General features: G+C 73.1%; 12 protein-coding genes. All 12 read right to left on the bottom strand.

Translation table 11 applies throughout. The features are described from left to right. The 12 genes from ABZS69_RS12140 to ABZS69_RS12085 all read right to left on the bottom strand — a co-directional run bounded on the left by ABZS69_RS12140 (position 1) and on the right by ABZS69_RS12085 (position 20,670). The gene (locus ABZS69_RS12140) at positions 1-3,111 is read right to left on the bottom strand and encodes a tubulin-like doman-containing protein (RefSeq protein ID WP_355370045.1); all 3,111 of its coding nucleotides are present in this window, start codon (positions 3,109-3,111) and stop codon (positions 1-3) included. 7 nt (positions 3,112-3,118) lie between these two features. Continuing rightward, on the bottom strand, positions 3,119-5,290 hold the full coding sequence (locus ABZS69_RS12135) for a vWA domain-containing protein (RefSeq protein ID WP_355370043.1): 2,172 nt from the start codon (positions 5,288-5,290) through the stop codon (positions 3,119-3,121). Positions 5,291-5,488: 198 nt separating this feature from the next. Next, entirely contained in the window at positions 5,489-9,265 is a 3,777-nt protein-coding gene (locus ABZS69_RS12130) for an SAV_2336 N-terminal domain-related protein (protein WP_355370041.1), read from the bottom strand. After that, complete coding sequence (locus tag ABZS69_RS12125; protein WP_355370039.1) at positions 9,262-10,215, bottom strand: MoxR family ATPase; 954 nt, start codon at positions 10,213-10,215, stop codon at positions 9,262-9,264. Before ABZS69_RS12125 ends, ABZS69_RS12130 begins: the two co-directional genes overlap by 4 nt. Positions 10,216-10,326: 111 nt before the next feature. Continuing rightward, positions 10,327-12,177 (bottom strand): trypsin-like peptidase domain-containing protein, encoded by a 1,851-nt coding sequence (locus ABZS69_RS12120; RefSeq protein WP_355370653.1) that lies wholly within the window; start codon positions 12,175-12,177, stop codon positions 10,327-10,329. A 5-nt stretch (positions 12,178-12,182) separates the two neighbouring features. Continuing rightward, the gene (locus tag ABZS69_RS12115) at positions 12,183-12,527 is read right to left on the bottom strand and encodes a CU044_2847 family protein (RefSeq protein WP_355370037.1); all 345 of its coding nucleotides are present in this window, start codon (positions 12,525-12,527) and stop codon (positions 12,183-12,185) included. Beyond that, a complete protein-coding gene (locus ABZS69_RS12110) occupies positions 12,524-14,044 on the bottom strand; it encodes a vWA domain-containing protein (RefSeq protein ID WP_355370036.1) in 1,521 nt (506 codons plus the stop codon). Before ABZS69_RS12110 ends, ABZS69_RS12115 begins: the two co-directional genes overlap by 4 nt. Next, a complete protein-coding gene (locus ABZS69_RS12105) occupies positions 14,041-14,409 on the bottom strand; it encodes a hypothetical protein (RefSeq protein ID WP_355370035.1) in 369 nt (122 codons plus the stop codon). The genes ABZS69_RS12110 and ABZS69_RS12105 overlap by 4 nt, the downstream gene beginning before the upstream one ends. Before the next feature lie 6 nt (positions 14,410-14,415). Next, the gene (locus ABZS69_RS12100) at positions 14,416-15,573 is read right to left on the bottom strand and encodes a hypothetical protein (RefSeq protein WP_355370033.1); all 1,158 of its coding nucleotides are present in this window, start codon (positions 15,571-15,573) and stop codon (positions 14,416-14,418) included. Then, the gene (locus ABZS69_RS12095; protein WP_355370031.1) at positions 15,570-17,942 is read right to left on the bottom strand and encodes a hypothetical protein; all 2,373 of its coding nucleotides are present in this window, start codon (positions 17,940-17,942) and stop codon (positions 15,570-15,572) included. The genes ABZS69_RS12100 and ABZS69_RS12095 overlap by 4 nt, the downstream gene beginning before the upstream one ends. Further along, positions 17,939-18,955: a hypothetical protein gene (locus tag ABZS69_RS12090; RefSeq protein ID WP_355370029.1), complete on the bottom strand. Its 1,017-nt coding sequence runs from the start codon at positions 18,953-18,955 to the stop codon at positions 17,939-17,941. The genes ABZS69_RS12095 and ABZS69_RS12090 overlap by 4 nt, the downstream gene beginning before the upstream one ends. Beyond that, positions 18,952-20,670, bottom strand: coding sequence for a hypothetical protein (locus ABZS69_RS12085; protein WP_355370027.1), 1,719 nt, complete (start codon positions 20,668-20,670; stop codon positions 18,952-18,954). Before ABZS69_RS12085 ends, ABZS69_RS12090 begins: the two co-directional genes overlap by 4 nt. Positions 20,671-20,783: the final 113 nt, after the last annotated feature.

Below are 20,783 nucleotides of genomic sequence, written 5' to 3'. Positions count from 1 at the left end.
TCACTCCCCGATGAGCGCGTCCAGGTCGCGCAGGTTGTAGGAGACGGCCTCGGCGACCCGTTCGAAGGGCAGGTCGAGCGCGGCGGGCAGGGTGTGGGCCCAGAAGGTGATCAGCTGATCGGCCCGGTTGCGCGCGCCCGACGGCAGCTTGGGCATCATGATCTCCAGCAGGCCGAGCTGGTCCGCGGACATGCCGGTGACCAGGTGGTAGAGCGGGTCCGGCAGGCTGGGCGCGCCCGCCAGGCCCCGCGGCGTGGCGTTCATGAGCTGCTCGCTGACCAGGCTGCGGAACTCCTCGTCGCCGGCGATCACCCACTGCTCGTAGGCCCGCAGCATGCTCGGCCACGAGGAGGCCTTGCCGTAGGCGGTCAGCGGCAGCGTCATCGAGCCGCCCTCGACGTCGATCCGGATCCGCGACGGCGAGCTCAGCTCGCCCTCCACGACGCTGACCCGGCCGTTCCACAGCAGGCAGAGCAGCCGGTGCAGGATCCTGACTCGGTGCTCCTCGGTCGTGGCCAGGTAGCCGAAGTCGTAGCCGAGCCGCTGGCGCCATTTCAGGTGGTCCTGCGGGCGTTCGTCGCGCAGCGCGTCGGCCCAGCTGTGCAGCACCTCGCGCAGCTCGCGGACCTGGGTGACGCTCATCGAGGTGCGCAGCTGCACGACGGTCACCGAGTCGGCGTCGATGTTGCGGAAGTCGGGCACGCCCGGCAGGTCGATCCGGTCCTTCAGGAACCGTTCCAGGGCGGGGTCCTTGGCCGGCGCCGGGTAGGAGACCAGCACTTTGAGGTCGCCGGTGCCGTCGGGGGTGAAGCCGCCGGGCACCAGGTCGGCCAGCTTGAGCTGGAACTGCCGCACGTGCGGGTCGTCGCCGCCCGTGGCGGCCTGGGCGAGGATGTCGGCCAGCGCGGGCAGCAGCGGCTGCTCGCCCAGCGCGGCGGCCTCGTCCTGGTCCTTGAAGAGCTTCTTGACCTCCAGCTTGATCCGGTCGCGCGCCCAGTTGAGGGCGTCGGCCGGTTTGCCCGTGCGCCAGGCCAGGTCGTAGGCGTGCCGCCAGCCGTCCGGGCCGATCAGCGCGTTGGCCACGGCGGCCTCCCCGTCGGTGGGGCGCAGCTGCTGCCGGGAGGCGAAGACGTCGACGAAGCGGCGCACGACCGCGTCGTAGAAGGACTCCGCGCCCGCGGGCGGCAGCAGGTGGTAGACGCCCACGCGGGTCTCGTACAGCTCGCCGGCCCGGCGCGCGAAGCGCTCGGCGTCGGCCTCGGCGTGCTCGACGAACACCTGCGTGAACTCGCGCACCTCGCGGATGAGCTGCTTGCGCCGCGGCTCCCAGCGGGGCATCTGGTCGGCCCACGCCTTGTGCCAGAGCGCCTGGCTGCGCCACAGGTACCAGGCGTCCTGGCTGGCGATCGCCGCCTGGACCTCGGGGTCGCCCCACTGCGCCTTGCGGAACACCCGGTCCCGGATCGGCCGCGGCTGCGGCGGGGCCTCGGTCATGTTCTCGTACGGCCTGCGCGGCTGCGCCCTGCGGTGGTCGAGGAGCCCGGCGAAGCCCAGCCGGTCGGCCTCGTGGGCGGCGCCGGGCAGGCCGACCACCACCCGCCGCAGCCGGAACGGGTCGACCTGGCCGAGCCCTTCGAGCGCGCCGCGGCGCACGTCCATCTCCTGGGCCATGGCAGGCACGACGCGGCTGAGCTGCCGCTCGAACGAGGCCAGGTTGTCCTCCATCGCCCGCAGCCGGTTGGCCAGCGACTTCTGGATCTCGGCCGCGCCGGTGGCGGGGCGGACCTCCGGCAGCGGCAGCGGCTCACGGGTGCTCAGCGGCTCCAGGTTGGTGGTGGTGAACATGCGCCGGATCTCCTCGACGTTGCTCTCGGCGGCGCCCGGCGGCACGGCTTCGAGCTGCGTCACCGCGCGGGCCAGCAGCCGGGAGCTGACCAGGTCGGCCAGCTCCTCCACGGGCACGGTCATGGAGGAGACGAAGGCCGTCGAGACGCCCCGGTTGCCGATGCCGGAGGCCGCCGCGACCTCGCGCTCCACGGCCCGGTTGATGAAGTCGTCGGCGAAGGAGGACTCGCCGCGGTCCTCCATGCCGCCGCCGACGTCGCCGGCCACGCTGGGCTGGGTGCCGGCCAGCGAGACGATCAGGGAGGCGATCGAGCGGTGCAGGTCGTCCCGCTCGACGCCGGGCGGCATGGTGAACAGGAACGCCGTCTGGACCGTGCCGGTGGCCAGCCGCACCTCGCCCTTGCCCGGGTAGCGCACGCCCAGCTCGCCGGCGATGCCCAGCTCGTCGACCTGCGTGCCCGCGTGCGGCGCGTTCTGGTCGTCGACCAGCCGGAACAGGTCGAGCAGGCTGGAGCCGGCGTTCAGGCGGGCCCGGCGGCCGCCGCCCTTGCCCTCGGCGAAGGCCGACGGCATGACGACCAGCGGGTAGATCCGGGCCCTGATGTGGTTGCGGGCGAAGGCGTCGCCGATCAGGTGCAGGTAGTCGTAGAAGATGCCGCTGCCGGTGCCGCCCGCCACCGAGTAGGCCACGAAGACGTCGCAGCTGCGCCTCAGCCGGCCGCCCAGCCCGGCCAGCTCGCCGCCCGAGTTGCTGATCGCGCCGATGGCGTCGTCGATGCCCTGCACCACGGGCCCGGGGCCGTGCCGCATCCGCTCGAACAGCGCCGCCCTGGCCACCGTGGGCAGCTGGCCGGCGCCGCGCATCAGCGGGGCGACCAGCGGCTCCTGCTCGCGCGGCGGCAGCCAGTCCTTGACGTGGTCGCTCGACGTCGCCCGCAGGCTGCGGGCCACCTCCGGGTAGGAGTCGAACTTCGGCACCACGTCGTGGATCAGGTGGGCGGTGCGGCCGGCCGCCGGGAACTCCCGCTCGGTCGGCACCACCCGCCGCCGGGTGCGGGTCAGCTCGGCCTCGTTGAGGTCGACGTAGACGAACTGCAGGCAGGAGGGCAATTCGTAGGGCTGGTAGTTCTGCCAGCTGAAGTTCCTGATCAGGTCCATGCCGTCGGGGCCGCACAACTCGTCACGCAGCCGCCGTTCGAGCTCCACACCGACCCGGCAGCCGGTGCCGCCGAGCCCCACGAACATCATCGGATCGAAGATCCTCATGCGCCCCTCACAACAGGTCGTCGCCTGGCATCGGTCTGTGGGTCCTGCTCTGGTACGGCTCCGGCGTGCCGTACGCGGGCTGCTCGGCGCGCTTGACCCGGGCGTCGTCGACGCCGAGGAACATGCCGCCGGGCAGCGGGATCGGGCGCCCCGGGCGCAGCGGTTCCAGCTCCTGCCCGGACGGATCGCGGATCAGTACGGTCTGGCCGCCGCCGCGGCGCGCCGTGTAACCGGTGCCGTACGTGCGCACCAGCCGGCCGTTGGAGATCTCGAAGGTGAACTCGGGTCCCTCGCCGAGGGGCGCCTGCATCTTGCTGACGTACGGCTCGCCCGGCTGTTCGAACAGGTAGAAGGTCAGCTCGCTCGGATCGGCCGCCCGGATCCGCGCGCGCCTCCTGAGGAGCAGCAGCGGGAGGGCCACCGCGACGATCAGCAGGAGGACCAGGAGGGCCTGGAGCAGCCGTTGCCACAGCGGCGTGGGCGGCTGCACGTCGACGTCGACGAACTCCTCGGCCACCACCTGCCCGGTCGCGTCGACCACCTGGACCGAGCCGCCGACCCGGCCCTTGGGGGCGTCGGCGCCGACGCGCAGCTTCAGGCCGTGCTCGGAGGCGCCCGCGGGCGCCTGGAGCCGCTGGACCGACAGGCTCACCGTGCCGGGCACGTCGACGAGCCGCAGGGTGAGCTGGGCGGGCTCGGCGTCGTTGGTCACGCGTACGGTGCCGGAGACCTCCGCGCCCGGCTCGACGGTGGCGGCGTCGAGCTGCACCTGGGCGCGGAGCCGGTCGGCGGGCCCGGCGACGCGGGTGGCGTAGGGGCGCTCGTCGCCGGCGACGCCGGGGCCGGTGACCTTGCCCAGGAAGGACAGGGCCCCGGCGGCCGAGGGCGGGATGGTGACCTGGCCGGAGTATTCGCCGTCGCCCTGGGCGCGGTCGGGGCCGTCACCGGTGTCGCGCAGGTCGACGGGGAGCTCCTGGAAGCCGTCGCCGGACATCCGGGCGGTGAAGCGCAGGCCCTCCAGCGCCGCCGGGTCGGTGATCGTGCCCGTCCTGGTCTGCAGGCGCAGCCGGACGGTCACCTGCTCGCCCGGACGCGGCCGGGGGTTGCTCAGGGAGATCGAGGCGCGCAGCGCGCCCTGCCACACGACGGTCGCGCTGACGTCCTGGCGGCTGACGCCCGGCGGCGACGTCAACTGGACCCGCCACTTGCCGGGCAGCGGGTTGCGGATGCGCAGCGACTCCACCGGGCCGGCCTCGCCGGCGACCTGGAAGGTCGAGTCGTTCTGCTCGCCCTGCTTGGGCACCTGGTTGCCGTCGGGGTCGAAGTAGGTCACCCGGATGCGCCGGTCGCGCTTGACCACCACGATCGAGCCGTCGGTCGCGATGACCGGGATGTTGACCTGGAGGTCGACGGTGGCGTTCGGTTCGAGCGAGTCGGTGACCGACTGCTCGATGCCCGCGCAGCGGGCGTAGGAGAACGCCTCCAGCAGGGATCTCTCCACGTCCGCCGAGGTCGCGACCACCCTCGCGCGGGGCGTGGCCGTCTCCTGGTCGCCGCAGGGCTGCCGCCAGCCGCCCGCGGCGAAGGCGTCGAGGCTGGCCTTGTCGGCCGAGCCGAAGCCCAGCGGCCAGAGCTGCACGTGCGCCTTCTCGGCGTCGCGCAGGCTCCGGTCGATCTGGGCCTGGGCGTTACGGTTGCGCGCCTGGGCGTCGGCGCCGTACTGCGGGCTGTTCCTGACGTCGAGGACGCCGTCGGTCAGCAAGAACACGATCTTCGCCCGCTGCTGGTCGTCGGGCGTGTTCATGATGTCGAGCGCCTGCTCCAGGGCGGCGGCGTGGTCGGTGTCGCCGCCCTCGCCGTTGGCGCGGCGGCGCAGCTTGTCCACGCACCGGCCCAGCGACTCGCGGTCCTGGGCCGTCTCAACACCGGTCAGCGGGCAGGCGATGTCCACGGCCGCCTGGCCGGGACCGTTGGAGCTGCCGAAGCCGACCACGGCCACCTGCGACTGCGGGGAGAGCTCGCTGAGGGCGATGAGCTGGGCGGCGGCTCGTTCACGGGCGACGTCCTGGCTGGACAGGCTGCCCGACTCGTCCACGAGGACGACGACGCGGACGGGTTTGACGTCGGAGGGCTGCGAAGCGTCCGCGGCCGTCGGGAAAAGCACCACAGCAGCGGTCACGGCCAGGGCGAGAAGGGACCTGAGGGATGAAGTGACGCGCACATTTCCTCACAGTTGCCGTTTTCCTATCCGCAGAACGGAGAGAGGCCACGAGAAGTTTCTGCCGCAGTTATGGACGCTACGAAATCCTTACTTAGGTATGTCACAAATAGTACGTTGACGCAAACATATTGCAATCCTAAAGGGAGAAATTCCGGGTCAGGCGCCGAAGTGACGGAGAGCGGCCCAGATCCGCGGCTGGGCCGGGAAGCGGCGGCGGAGCTCAAGGGCGACGTCGTGGACGTGCCAGGCCGTCGAGCGCTCGCCCGTCTGGCGGCTGACGTCCTGGAGTGCCAGGCGGACCTCGTCCGGCACCGGCCACATGACGGCCACCACCTCGCGGAAGGCCGCGAGCAGGTGCGCCGGCAGCGGCGCCGTGCCGTCCGCGGGCTCGCCCAGACCGGCGAGCACCTCGTGCCTGGGCAGCACCGCGAGCCGGCCCGGCGAGCTCGCCAGCTCCGGGACCTGGTGCCAGGTGCCCTCGAAACGGACCTTGCTCCGGGCCGGCTCGTAGGGATCGGTACGCGACAGGTCCGCGGTCCGCACACTCAGCGCGGCGGCCGTGCGTGGCGTGTCGCGCGTGTCGGCGAGGTAGGAGGAGATGACGTGGTCGAACATCGTCCGGTTGCCGTCGCCGGCCGCGTGCAGGGGCAGGAAGCTCAGGGCGCCGGCCGCCGACCACCACAGCCGCCGCCGCTGCGGCGCCGCAGGCCGGCTCAGCCAGCCGAGATGGGCCAGCACGGGCTCGCCGACGAGCTGCCACAACCACGACAGCGTGTCCGCGATCGGCTCGTCTTCTGCCCAGTCGGGCCGCCGCGTGGCGGCGAGCAGGTCGCGGGCGTTGCGGTTGACGTCGTCCGCGCTGACGCCGCTCAGCGGCAGCACTTCGATCCCGCCCGCCTTCAGCACCAGGGCGTCGGTGCGCCGCTCGCACACGTTGATCACGATCATCGGCCCGCGTGCCGCGGGCAGGCCCGGCAGGGTGGACCGGTGGCGGTCCGTCAGGCGGCGCAGCCCCGCCTGCGCCAGCCGCAGCGCGCCGGTGGCGTCGCCCCGCTCCAGCTCGACGGCGGCGGCCTCGCTGCAGAGGGTGGACAGGTCCTCGTCCGCTGTCCGGCCGATCTGCCCGCACAGGCTGATGGCCTGGTCGTAGGCGGCCGAGGCGCGGTGCCAGCGTCCGGCGGACACCTCGCAGCCCGCCCACGCCCGGGCCGCCCGCAGGCGCACCGGCGGCTCGGCGTCGGATTCGGTCAGCCGCTGGAGGTGGTCCGCCGCCTCCCATAGGTCGTGAACGTCGCGGAAGCTCGCATATCGGGCGATGAGTAGCCGGGACAGGCTCTCGTCAATGCTCGCCGACCGGCTGTCGTCGCGGTCGCGGGCCCGCAGCAGGAGCACGCGGGCGTCGTCGGCGATGCCCGGCCGGCGTTCGATGGCGAACCGTTCGAGCCGCACCTCGCCCAGGTCGTTCAGGACGTCGCAGGTCAGGCGGTGATCGCGGGGGAGCGGCAGGCGGCCCAGCCGGTCGAGGGCCCGCCGCAGCGCCTCCTCGCCCCGCTCCAGGGAGGAGGAGGTGCGTCGCAGCCGGAACTCCTCCAGCTGGACGCGCCCCAGCCCGGCCCAGATCCAGGCCAGCAGCGGCTCGCCGGCCGCGCAGGAGCGCTGCGCCAGCCGCAACTGCTCGGCCGCCTCGGCCAGCGCCTCGACACGCCCGTCGCGGCGGAACTCGGCCAGCAGGTGGGTGCCCAGGTCCGTCCGGCAGGCCAGCATGTCCGGGTCGTCGTCCTGGGCGGCCGAGACGGCCTGGCGCAGCAGGCCGATCGCGTGCTCGCGCTCGCCGGGGCCGGGTGAAGCGCCCTCGTTCCGGACGAGGTCGAGGACGAGCAGGACCCTGGCCAGGGTGCCCGCCACGAGAGGGCGGGCCGGGTCGTGCGGGGAGGGGATCCGCAGGGCGCCCGCGCAGCGCAGCAGCAGCTCGCCGTCGGGAGGCTCGCCGGTCCACCGGGCGCGCTCCACGGCGGCCAGGGCCAGGCCGCACACGTCACGCCGGCCGGGCTCCCGTCCCTGGGTGGCGTCGGCGAAGGCCAGCACGGCCTCGGTGAGGGTCAGCGGATCGCGGTCCCAGCGGAAGCGCGTCAGCGTCGCCCAGCCGAGCAGGCCGTCGATCATGTCGAACCGGTCCCGTCCGGCCAGCTCGGCCTCGCCCCGCGCGCGGGACAACAGGGCCGCGCAGTCGTCGAGCGCGCCGCGGTCGTCGCTCTGGCGGGCGCGGGCCAGCAGGGCCACGGCGAGGGAGATCGCGGTGCCGTACCGGCGGGGATCGCCGGGCCGGCGCTCGCTCAGCGCCTCGCCCCAGAGCCGGCGCAACGCGGGGACGTCGGCGCCGGACAGGCCCGGCCGAGCCGGCCTGATCCCCGGCGGCAGCAGCCCGGTGCTTTCGAGGTCGGCGAAAGCCTCCTGCATCGTCCACGGCTCACCGCCGGAACCGGGCGCCACCATGGCCCAGAAGCGCTGCTTGCGCCCGATGCCCGCGGTGCGGCGGCCGATCTCCGCGGACACCGCCGCCCGCACCCGCTGCGCCTCCGCCGCGGGCAGCGCGCTCTGCAGGACCGCGCGCACGCCGGGCTGGAAGGTGAACGTCTCCGCCTCGTCCTGACGCCGCAGCAGGCCGCTCAGCAGGACCTCGGCCATCGGCAGGGGATCGGCCGCGCGGAACATCGAGCGCTGCACCAGCCACATCAGGCCCAGGTCGAGCGGCTCGGTGTAGGACAGGTAGCCGGCCAGGCGGTAGGCGTGCGCGGAGGCGCCCTGGCGGAAGCCCGCCACCCGGGCGGCGGCGTCCTGCCCGGCCGGCCGGGGGATCTTGGCCGGCGGCGGGCCGCCCGCCATGGTGACGGCACAGATCAGCCCGTGGTCCAGCGATCCGGTCACCAGCCTGGCCCAGGGCGCCAGCCAGGGCCCCTCCGGCCGGATGACGGGGACGGGCGTGCCCGCCGGCCTCTCGCCGGAGAGCGCCTGGAACTCCAGCGAGCGGTTCGCCCGGGCGGGCACCGGAGAGTGCAGCAGCCCCGGGACGGGGGCCAGGGCCGTGCGATCCCACAGCTCTTCCGGCAGGGGCTGCAGGATCGCCGCCGGCCCGGCGTCCGCCCATTTGCGCAGCGCGGCGCCGGCCGTGCCGTCACGCCACCTCGGCCCGCAGCCGTCGGTCAGCACGAGCGTCAGCCGCCGCCCCGTCATGTCGATCAGCGCGGCCGGATCGTGCGACTGCGCGCCCGGCGTCGCCGAGGCGCTGATCCGGACGCCCCTGTCGCTCTCGTGCAGGTACCACAGCCGGACGTCGCGGAAGGGAACCTGGAGGAACAGATCGTGCAGCTCCCTCGCCAGCGGGCGCCAGACCCGCATCGAGACGCTCGCGTCCACGACGAAGGCCACGTCGAGCCAGCGGCCCGAGGCCGGCCGCAGGACGGGGGACCAGATCCGCTCGTGGGCGATCCGCTCGACCGTGAGCTCCTCGTCCACCTCCATCTCCCCGCCCGCGTCGGCGTACCTGCGGAACGGGCGCAGGGCGCGGACGAACTCCCGCGGGCGCTCGATCGCGTGCGGATAGGCGAACAGCTCGACGCGTACCGCTTCGGCGCCGTCCGGGTCTCCGCGCGGCGGGCGCTCGGGCTCGACGGACGGCTGCGGCCCGGGCCGCAGCGGGGGCGGCGGGCCGCTGGCGAGCGCGACCTTCTGCGGCGGCCGGGGCGCCGCCGGGGGCGGGCGCCGCGCCGGCGCCGGGCCGGGTCCGGCCGGTGGCTCGTCCGGTGGGTCGGGAGCCTGCGGGCTCTCCTCCTGGGGGGTCATGTGCTCGGCGAGCCAGGCCGCGTCGAGCAGCTCGCGGGCGTTGAGGTCGACGCCTCTCGCCCGGAGCAGCTCCAGCCAGCGGTCGAGGCTCATTCCCGCTCCTGCGGCCCGTCGATCGGCTGCATCGCGAGCTTGAGCAGCTGCTCGCGGAGCTTGCGGTCGCCGACGTCCTTGACCATGAAGACCGCCGACAGCAGCTGGTCCACGGGGAACTGCCCGGACCGCGACGACTTGACGAACTCCGCTATCCCGTCCGCCACCGCTTCGTCGCCCACGCCGGGCAGCTGCGCGCGCAGCACCCTGCCCAGGTGAGCCGGCTCCTTGTGGTGCTCGATCCGGAGCTGGAGGCAGCGGCGCAGGAAGGCGGGCGGGAACTCCCGCTCGCCGTTGCTGGTCATGACGATGACCGGGAAGTTCGCGCACCGCACGATCCCGCCACGGACCCGTACGGACTGCCGCTCGGCGGTGAGGACCTGAGCGGTCTCCTCCTTGGCGGCCAGCGGGCGCACCAGCTGCTTGATGGCGAACTCGCCCTCGTCGAGGGCGTTGAGCAGGTCGTTGGGGAGGTCGAAGTCGCCCTTGTCGATCTCGTCGATGAGCGCGACCCGCGGCCGCCGGTGCGGGTAGAGGGCGGTGCCCAGCGGCCCGAGCTGGATGTAGTGGCCGACCGGCCGCCTGCGCGCGTCGGTCTTGGCCAGCTGCGCGTCGTGCAGCCTGGCCACCGCGTCATAGGAGTAGAGGCCGTCGAGGAGTTTCGAGCGGCTGGTGACCTGCCAGCGCAGAACCGCCCCCAGGCCCAGCTCGTAGGCGATGCGGTAGGCCAGGCTCGACTTGCCGCTGCCCGGATCGCCCGTCACCAGCAGCGGCCGGCGCAGGATGAGAGCGGCGTTGACCATCCTGGCCTCGTCGGTCAGGCCGTCCGGGCCGGCGGAGCCCGCCGTCTGGTACGTCTGCCCGCGCCGGAAGGCCACGCCGGTCAGCTCGGGGGCGACCGGCGAATCGTCGGCAGGGATCTCCAGCGAGAAAGCGCGCCAGGGCGGCACCGGGCCGAAGGAATGGCAGACGCGGGGTTGGCCGGAGCCCCTGTATATAGGCCATTTGAACCCATCGACCGGCGACTGCAATTCAGCCTCCTCGGTTCGAGTCTAAGCGGATCAGGAGGAATGGAAAGCGTCATATTCGAAACGCAGATAATCAGCGGCGAAAGGATCGTCAAAAAGCAGGACGAGACCGGCACCGCAATGGCCGTTCTCGTCGGCCTGAGCCTCGCCGCGCAGCTCCCTGACCTTCTCCGGCAGCGCCGCGAGGCGGACGTGCGCGAGCTCCGCGGTGAGGCGGGCCATCCTGACCGTCCCGGGGCAGGGCTCGGCCTCGGGGCTCTGCTCCGGCCCCGGGCAGGGCGAGCGCCACCACAGCGCGACCGGAACGCCGAATCCGATCGCGCACCTGAGCAGCTCGTCGGAGCCGCAGGCGAGCACGAGCCCGGCGCGCTCGCCGATCCGCGCGGAGAACCAGCCTCGCCGCCGGCTGTCGGAGTAGGCGACCAGCTCGTGCCGGCAGCCGATCTGGTGCAGCGGGAGCGGCAGCGCGTCCTTCATGGCGTTCCAGCGGATGTCGCGCCAGTTCCGGAAACCCCTGGCCGAGGTGTGGTCGCGCACGATGATCGGGAAGCGCGTGCCCAGGGGCATGTCCTTCTGCTGCTCCACCAGGCCGGTCCACTCCTCCACGCCGAGGTCCAGCAGCTCGCCGGGCAGGTTCAGGTAGACCTTGGGCTCGCCCAGGGTGCGGCCGAGCCTGGTCAGCGGGCCGTGGAGATCCTTCTTCAGCTCCTTCTCCAGCTCGCCGCGGCGCAGCGGAACGGGATTGCGCTCCGGGCGATGCCTGTCCGACTCGGCGATCGCGTACCGGTAGAGGGGCGCCGCCCCGGCCTGGCGGGCCCGCAGGTCGAGCCCGACATGGACGGCGACTGCGGACGTCGCCTCCGAGGGCGGGTCCGCCGCCGCGCTGCGCAGCGCGATGCGCCAGGCGCGCTCCTGGTCGACGATCTCCGCCCACAGGGCGCCGCATTCCAGGAGCCGGTCCCGCTCGCCCGGCCCGAGGACCGGGAGCAGCTCCTTGATCAGCCCCAGCACGGGATGCAGGTCCCGGCCGACGTCGTCGCCGAACACGTGGTGGGCGATGTCCCAGTAGTCGTGCACGAGGTCCGGCTCGGGCCGCCCCGGGTTGGCGCGGGCGAGCAGCCCGGCCGGGTCGTCCGGCGGCGGCTGCTCGGCCAGCAGGATCAGCAGGTCGGCCTCGGCCCGCGCACGCCTGTCCAGCCGCTCCGCCCGCTCCCTGATCCAGGCCGGGGCGGAGGCGTGGTAGCGGATGTTCTCCCGCCAGATGCGCCGATAGAGCTCGGGCCGCAGCCGCGCCAGCTGCAGGAGGTTCACGGCCAGGCCGCCGAGGTCGTCGTTGGGGCGGCGGGTGGTCTTCATGACGCCGCGGACCGCGGCGCTCTTGAGGTGGATCACCGGGGAGCCGGAGCAGCCCTCGGTGACCTCCACCATTTTGATCCGCAGCTCGTACTCGTCGAAGTCGTCCACCACGGTGGAGGACGGATGCGTGAGCCTGAGGCGGGCGCGGGCGTACTCCGCGGGACGGAAGCTGTCGGCGTAGGCCGCGAGCCGGTGGTGGTCGTCGAGGTCGGCCGGGCCGAAGCCGATCCAGGCGCAGGAGCGTTCGCCCGGATCGCCGTCGATCTCCACCACGGCGAGGTCTGGCATGGCCCACATCTTCTCCGGGCCCTTGTCCGGCGGCAGGGCCTGCCGCACCGTGCCGGTGAGCACCTCGTTCCGCCCCTTCTGGACCAGGTCCAGCTTGGTCCCCTCGGCGGTGGCTTCGAGGGCGCCCAGCACGTGCGCGCACGTGAGCACGTGCCGGGGCGTGATCAGGAAGCCGGTCCCCTGCAGCAGGCCGCCGCCGTGCCCGCAGACGGCGACGGCGCACCGGTCCAGGAGGGCCATGAGGCTCACAGGGGAAGCTCGCCCTGCTCCGCGCGGTTCCAGGTCAGCGTCACGGTGACGCTGGCGTTGGTGCTGACGTCGGCGAGCCCGGCCAGCCATTCCCCGGCCTGGCAGCCGACCTCCAGGCCGAACTCCAGGCTCACCTCGTCGGGCCTGATCCCGGCCAGGGACTTGTGCACGCTGCTGACGATGCCGCCCAGGGTCTCGCCGAAGCCCTGAAGTGTCTTGATCACCCGGCCGCCGGCGACGTCCCGCGGCCCGTCGTCGTGCTCCCGGTCCGCGGGCGTGACGGTGGCCGCCACCCAGATCGTCTCGCCGGTGCTCAGCTCGACCTTCTCGAAAGTCCTCATCCGACCTCGCTGGTTGTCTTGTAGATGAACTCGACGCCGTTGATCATCACTTTCCGGCCGAGGGGGCAGGTCGCGGTGTCGCTCCGGCCGGCGACGCCCTCCGGCGCGTACGTGATCTTGACTCCGCCGGGGGCCGCCCGCACGTCCACGCTCCCCTGGACGCTGCCCCCGGGCAGGTCCAGTACGGGAGCCAGCTCGGCGGTGTACACCGACCGCCGTCCGCCGAGCTGGACGGGACCCAGCGTGCGCTCGTCCCATGCGTCTCCGGCGTCCTTGACGTAGGCCGACCAGAGCACGCCGGTCATCTTCGGCAGCCGGAACTTCACGGCCCGCCGCCACCGCAGCAGCGCCAGGATCAGGAGCCCGGCGAGCCCGGCCAGGAGCGCGGCGGCCCACCACGAGGGGCCGCCCTGGTAGGTGCCGGTCACGCGGGCCGCGTCGGTGGTGAGGTTCTTCTTGCCGTAGCTCAGGCCCAGCAGGCCCAGATCGCCCTCCCACGGCGTCTGCACGGTCGCGCTGACCTGCACGGTCCGGGACAGGTCGAGGGCGACCGGCTGGACCCGGACGGGAGGCGGCTGTGCCCACGACAGCTCGATCGGCACCGCCACGCTGCGGCCGGGCTCGATCCGGATCGGCGAGGGCAGGGTGGAGCGGCCCGTCACGCGCTCCTTGCCGTCCGAGACGACGACCTCGACGGCGCGCAACTCCAGCGGCAGCGCCTCGGTCTGCGAGCGCACGTCGAGCGTGAGCGTGCCGGTGCCCTGGGCCGGATCCAGCCGCACGCTCGGCTGTTTCCAGGTGGCGGCGACCCCCCGCTTGAGGTCCGCCGCCACCCGGCGCCTGGCCTCGGCGCGGAGCGAGTCGTCCCGGACCATCGACAGGTCCTTGGCGGCGGACTGGCTCTGCCGCGGGTCCAGGATCTGCGCGTTCTCGGGGAAGACCCGCTCCACGATCTCGTCCTGGTGGCGCCGGACGTCGGTCCCGCCGAACGGGAAGGTGTAGAGCAGCGGCTGGGGCTTCAGCTCGGCGGCCTGCTCGCGCAGTTTGTCCCAGGCGGGCCCGTTCGCGCTGCCGTACGGGCTGCCCGGCGCCGGCTCCTGGATGCCGTCGCTGACGAGCATGACCGCGGCCAGCCGGCTCGGGTGCTCGCGCAGGTAGCTTACGACCCACTCCAGGGCCCGGCCGAGGTCGGTGTACTCGCCGGAGGGGGCGGGCAGGGCGTCGACGTCCTTGTCCGTCTCCAGCACGCTGCGGTGGTAGGGCCTGCGGTCGAAGCGGACCAGGGTGACCTCGTCCTGCTCGCCCTTGGCCTTCAACAGGCCCTTGAGCTGGTCTTTGACGTCCTGCTGCTGCGAGCTCATCGTCCCGGACGTGTCGAGCAGCACGATGTAGTCGGCGGGCTGCTCCTTCAGGTCGAGCGCCTTGTACAGGGTCGTGGGCTCCGGGTCCGCCGCCGCGGGCGCGGACAGCGGCCAGGCCACCAGCATCAGCGCGGCCAGGGCCGCCCGGGCCCTCACGAATCGTCCTCCTTCTTCTCCTCCTCCTGCTTCAGCATCTGTGCGTTGTGCCTCAGGGCGACGTCCTCGCTCAGCTCGCCGAGATGGTCGAGGCTCGTCTCGATCTGGCCCCGCTTGGTGGCTCCGACGTCGCCCCGGTCGAGCATGGCCAGCACGCTCTTCTTGAACCCCGTGCTCTCGGCGAGGGCTTTGTCCAGGATCGCCGCGGCATCGATGATCAGGTCCTCCGGGCACTTCCTGACCGCCTCCTCGGCCAGCTCGAAGGCGCACTCCAGCAGTCTGAGGCGGGCCAGCGGGGCGTCGCCGGGCTGGTTGAGCTCCTTGACGATGCCGGCGAGCTTCTGCAGGGCGATTGACGGATTCATAGGGCTCTATTCGCTGGAGGCCGGAAGGATGCCCAGGGGCAGGGAGAACAGGGCGGGTTCGCCGTTCGCGGGCGTGAAGAGCAGCTCTCCGTGCCCGCTGTGGCTGACGCGTACGCCGAGGTGATACTCGCCGCGGCTGATCCGGTGGTCGAAGGTCAGCTGCCGGCCGGCGAAGGGGTCGTCGCCGACGGCCACCACGACCTGGTGGCCGTCCTCGACCAGCACCGGCTGTCTCCGCTCGCGCGCGTAGACGGCCTCGCCGCCCAGCCGGAGCCGGCCAGGGGCGGCCAGTTCGAGCCACTCGCCGAGCGCTTCGGCGCCCTCGAAGCGGTGGGCGGCGACCGACAGGCGCAGGGGGTAGCGGTCGTGCCCGTCCTGGCCGGCCGCCACCCTGGCCGCGCCGTACGCGGCGGCGTTGACGACCTCCTCGGGCGACAGCAGGAGCACGGCCCGCTCGTCCAGGCCGAGCGCGTCGCGAAGGGCCTGGTGCACCTGGGGGAAGGTGCCGGCGCCGCCGAGCGGGACCAGGAGGTCGCCGGGCCGGCTGCCGAAGTCGCCCAGCCGCTCGCGCATGAGCGTGGCCGAGCTCGCGGCCAGGCCGGCGACCTGGCGGACGAGCTCGTAGATCTGCGCGGTCTTCAGGCGCCCGTAGGCCCGGGTGTCGCCCCACGCCTCGTCGCGCGCGACATGGGCGAGCAGCTTCCGTAAACGCGCCTCCGACGCCATGTCACGCCGGTCGAACTGGCGGTCGGTGACGTTCGCGCCCTGTAACCGGTCGACGGCGGCGCCGAGGTCGAGGGACTCCCGATGCTCGCTGTCCAGGACGTAGATCACGGAGTGGCCGAAGAAGCACAGGTAGAGGTCGATCCAGGCGGCACCCACGTCGCACAGCAGGACCCGGCGGCCGGGCCGGACCCGCCGCTCCGCGCCGAGGTGGAGCAGGACCGCCCTGGGCAGGCTCAGGGTGGTGAAGTCGTGGAATCCGGCGCGGCGGGCGTTGGCGGCCGCGCGTTCTCCGGCGCCCTCGCCGACCGCCAGGACCACGCGGTCGGGGCTGCCCTCGAACCGCGCGGCGGCGCCCAGCTGCACGACCAGGTTCGGCCCCGACGGCCCCACCTCGGCCACCTTGACGTACGCCCGGCCCGCGTCGATGCCCAGCCTCACGTGTCCTCCCGGTCGGTCGTGCCGCCGCGGCCGAAGAACAGCTCCCGCAGGCGGTCGAGCAACGTGCGCGCGGCCCTCGGCCGCCTGCCGGCGCGCTTGGCGTTCGCGCTCTCCAGCAGCCACTCCAGGCGGTGGATCTCGGCACGCAGGCGATCGATGTCGCGCGGCACCTGGCGGCGCACCCATTCGGCGTAGTGGGGGACACCCTGGTGGTGCATGACGGCCTCCACCAGCCTGCGGCAGCCGGCCTCGGAGAGCACGCCGCGCCGGAGCGACTCCTGCTGCAGGTGCCGCAGCAGCTCGTGGACGGCCTCCGGGTCGTGGGAGCTCGGCCAGCGCGCCAGGAGCGGCCCCGGGTGGAACATCGCCCCCACCGACTCCAGCGCCAGCGTCCACAGCAGGGCCAGCTGCGGGGGCCGGGCGTCGTTCTCGGCCGCCGTCAGCAGGGACCGCACGGCCGGGTCGGCGGTGATCCGCTGCCGGTCGACGATCTCCGCCAGCACCTTCTCCCGCCTCCTGAGCTCGTTCAGGAGGGGGTGCCGGTGGTCCAGCGGCGAGACGATCCGGCGGGCCACGTCCAGCCGGACCTGCGGCGTCGGAAGCTGGTCCCAGACCCTCAAGAAGCTGGAGGCGTAGCGTCGCACGGCGTGGCCCTCAGCCGCGAGGGCCCAGCGGGGCTCCACTCCGAGCAGGACGGCGAGCACGTCGAGGAGGGCGCCCGCCTCGACCGGCGCCTGCCCGATGTCGGAGAGCAGCTTGGCGAGCTCCACCCGCGCGGGAGCGGCCGGTCCGCGCGCCAGCCCGAGCAGGTGGGAGTACGGCGCGGGCTGGAGCACCACCTCCACCCGCGACGCGTCGGCCGCGGCCCGGAGCAGGATGACGTACGCCATGTCGCCGCCGACGTCGTGCAGGCTCGTCAGCGTCGCCTCCGGCGGCGGCTTGGGCGGCGTCCGCAGCACCGAGGCGTAGGCCAGCAGCCAGGTCGGGCAGGAGTCGGCGAAGTCGCGCGCGGTGTACTGGCGCACCCACGCGCGCAGGTCCTCCGCCGAGTTCTCCGCCACGAGCTGGGTGATCAGGCGGTAGAGGGCGAGGGGCCGGGCCAGCAGGGCCGCGCAGGTCAGGAGCCCCGGCGGGCCGCCCGGCACCAGCAGCGGGATCGCGGCCTCGTCCGGCACCGCAGGCTGGTCGAGGAGGCCGGCCAGCCAGTCGTCGCGCCGGCCGTGCTGGTCGGCGAGCCTCAGGTAGGCGCGGGCCAGGTGCGGATCGCGTACGGCCAGGCGCCGGCCCGCCAGCGCCAGCGCGACCGGCGCGACCGACGGCCAGTGCGTGTCCAGCACCGCGAGATCCTCGGGCTCGGCCCGCTCCACCAGGCACCGCAGCAGCTCGGTCCGCTGCGCCTGCGTCAGCCGTTCGAAGGAGGGGTCGCGCACCGCGGCCCGCTGCTCCTCCGCCGAGACGCCGTCGTCCAGCCGGTGGATCACCGACAGCGCCTTGCTGTCCTGCAGCCGCTCCAGGGCCACGCGCAGCTGAGGGCTGCTGAACTCCAGCGGCTCGCGCAGCCCGCTCAGCCGGTGCAGCAGCCGGTCCGGGCCGGACTCCAGCATGCCCGAGACCCAGCGCAGGTAGACCTGCGCGTCCTCGTCGGCCGGGAGCGGCGGCGGAGCGCCCCAGCGCACTTCGAGCTGCCGCGCCCTGGCCCACTTGCCGAACATCAGCCGGATGCGATGGTCGACCATGTTGTCGGCCCACGTGCTCGCCGTCAGCGAGGCCCGGATGCCGTACGGGAGGAAGGCGACGACCGCGTCCAGGCAGTCCAGCCGGTCGCGCGGGCTCAGCGGGGGCGCGTCGGTCAGCACCACCGGCCCTTCGAGCAGCAGGGCCGCCACTCCGGCGCACCACTCCAGCCCGACCTGCTCGGCCGTGTGCCGCACGCCGCCGAGGCCGGGCGGCTCCAGCCTGACCTGCTCGCCGCTCGGGCCCGGCGACGGGCTGCGCAGGACGGCCTCGTAGAGGTCGCGGTAGCCGATGCCGGCCTGGGCGCCGTCCTCGTAGGGGAAGGTGAAGTATCGCGTCGGCATGATCGCCCGGTCGCTGGCGTCGAGCTCGTCCGACCATTCCCGCACCGCCACGGCCGACCAGCGCCGGCCGTCGCCGCTGGCCTCCGGGGCGCTGAAGGTCACCCAGGGCAGCGCGTCCATGGCCCCGTCGCGGCGGCCGCGCGGGGTGCCCGGGTTGACGAGCCTGATGAGCTGCTCGAACCGCATGTGATCGTCCTGGCCGAGGCTGCAGTCGACGATCCGGTAGTCGTCTGTGGCGCCGGGCGGCTTCGACATCACCGCCCACTCCGAGAGCACGCTCCGCGCGTTCATCGCCTTCTCCGGAGCCTTCGTTCGAGCTCCAGAAAGGGCTCGATCACATTGATCGGATTGATCTGGCTGATCCGGTTTCCCTGCACATTGGCGAATTTGCGCGCGTCGAAACGTTCGCCGTCGTACCGCCTGAAACCGACGGACGAGGAGACGAAATAGCACGTGCGCGCCGGATCGAAATACTTTTCGATGATCCGGTCGACGCGCTGCCCGACGTCGGCGCCGAAATAGCGGCATGCCCAGGTGAAATAGGCTTTCGCGTCGGGGTCCTTGACCCGCGGCGCGCCGTCCGGTCTGTCCTGGGTGCCCCAGCCGGCCGCGCGGGCGGGCATGAACACGCCTGGGTCGTCCCACTTCGTCACGCAGACCGCGACCTCGAACGGCAGGTAGAGCTTGGTGTCTCCCGCCTTGACCAGCAGCGTGGTGATGTATTCCAGCATGCCGAACAGGTAGTCGCCACTGTTGGAGTCGCGCCGCTCCCGGAGCGGGTCGAAGAGCAGCACGAAGCCCTGGCACTGGGCGAGCTGGGAGGCCACCTGCTCCATGTCCGCGCTGCGGTCGTGGAAGTCGCCGCCGGGGCGGTCCTGGACGTGCAGCACGAAGTGGGTCTCCGTGCCGTCCAGGCGCTGCCCCGAGAAGCCGAAGCGCAGCTCGCTGCCGGAGCTGGTGGCCTCAGGGAAACCGCCCTCGTTGACCAGGCGCTGTTTGCCCTCGGTGAGGAAGGTCCGCTCGCCGTCGTCCATGCCCATGACCCGCCACCTGCCGTAGTCGGTGGTGTTGTTGGCGACGTGGGCCAGCGCGTTGACGAAGGTCGTCTTGCCGCTGGCGCTGGCCCCCCACAGGCCGATCCGCATGCCTTTGTCCGCGTCCGCGGGCGGGGTGAACGGGACGTCGGTGTCGTCGTCGGGGAAGGGCGGGTCCACCGGCGGGCGCGCGGGGGATCCGGCCCCCGCCTCCAGCTCCGGCAGGCGGTCGGGCAGGCGCCGTACGGGCGGCTGCGGTGTCTCGGTCACGATGCCCCCTCCTCACCGGCCGCGAGCTGCGCGAACGGGAAGTCGCCCGCCAGCCCCAGGGCCCCCAGGAGATCGTCGGCGGTGACCCGGTCCGCGTCGAAGCTGCCGTTCTCGCCGATGGCCTCCCACGATCGGTCCCCCTTGATCCGGCGCCTGCCGCTCACCACCGCGAGGCAACTCGCGCCGTCCCGTTTGACCTGATCGAGGCCGCGCCTCCAGGAATGCCGCTCGGGGCAGATCTCCGGCGTCAGCTTGCTGAAATGATCCGTGCCGCAGGGCATGCGATCTCCGAGGGTGACCACGAACCGGGCGCTGTGATCCCGCCACGGGATCTCCGACGCCGCGTGGAACGCGTCCGACAGCGCCGCCGTCGTGGGATGGGCCGGGCCGTTGCCCCAGTCGTCGAGCCGGGCGCGGGCCTCCTCGGGACGGCCGAGCGGGAAGGTGTCGGTCGCGGGCTCCGTGCGGTACAGCCGCCGGCTGCCGTGGTCGCGGTAGCCCACCAGCCCCACCCGCAGCAGATCGCGGGCGGCCAGTGCCCGGCTCGCCTTGGCGATCACCTCGCGGACCAGCCCGCGCCGGTCGAGCGAGATCTTGTCCTCCGTGGTGTTCAGCTCCAGCAGGAAGACCAGGTCGACGCTGCGCCGCCGCTGCGTCCAGACGGAGAACGACCTGTAGAGCTCGGACCAGGATCTGCGGTCGGGCTGCACCTCCTTGGTCTGGCCGACCAGGCGGACCCGGTCGACGCCGTCGAGCACCGCCCGCAGCCCGGTGCTCTCGCCCGGCCCCAGCGGCAGGAAGCCGCTGCCGACCAGCTCCCAGGTCTCCGGCGGCCCCCAGGTGAACCTGACCACCGGCAGGCACACCCCGGCGCTGATCGCCTCCGGCCCCTGGACGGTCAGCGCCTGCTGGACGTCCTTGCCCGGCACGGTGCCGGCCTCGAACAGCGTCCGCGTGACCAGCGAGGCCGTGCCCTCGCCGGCGTCGATCCTGCCCAGCACCAGCGCGTACGGCTCACGCAGCGGCGATCGGTCGATCATCCGCTGGACGGCCTTGTCGAAGTCCTCCCCGTGGAGGGCGGCGACCGGCCGGCGGCGCTGGGCCAGCTCCCGCGCCACCCGGTCGAGCAGCGGCCAGCCCGGCCGGTCCAGCACCAGGGCCAGCGCCACCCGGCCGCTGGTCAGGGCGTACGCGCTGTCCAGCTGGGCGTGCAGGGCCTCGGCGTGGGCGGCGGCGTCCAGCGCGTCGTCGGGCTGGTCGCCCACCCCGCCGGCGAGGACGAACCGGCAGATCGTGCGGTCCGCCGGCAGGCCGGTGCCGATCTCCTCCCAGGTCCTGCTCCAGTCGGGGCCGTCCACCTCCAGCGGCGTCCCGTGCTGCCCCGCCTTGATCTTGCGCGCCACCACCCGGTCCGCGCCCAGGCCGACGACCAGCAGCCCGGAGATCTCGCCGTTGATGACATGGCCGAGCATCTGGCTCAACACGTCTTTCAGCGGCCAGCGGGGCGTCCGCTCGGTGCGCAGCCGGGCGCGGCAGCTCGCGACCGTCTCATCAGGTGCCGAGTCGCCTCTGACGGCGCGGTCCAGCAGCTCCTGCAGCAGTTGCCCATCCTCTTCGCCGGGTGCCCCCGCGGCCCGGAGCGCGGCACAGATGTCGTGCCAGGCTTGGCCGCTTTCGAGGTGAAAACGGAAATTCCGGTGCAGCTCAGGTGTCAATTGCCCGAGAATGAGCGGTGTACGAACGCGCCAGGAACACTGGTCACAATGTTCACTTGATGCCCAAGACCGACAGATCGGACATCTCACCATTTCGTTCCAGGGTGCTTTCT

The sequence above is a fragment of the Nonomuraea sp. NPDC005650 genome (genome assembly GCF_040605375.1).
Classification (GTDB): Bacteria; Actinomycetota; Actinomycetes; order Streptosporangiales; family Streptosporangiaceae; genus Nonomuraea.
The sequence above is the reverse complement of the archived record's forward strand: the minus strand, read 5'-3'. Positions and strand labels throughout refer to the sequence as shown.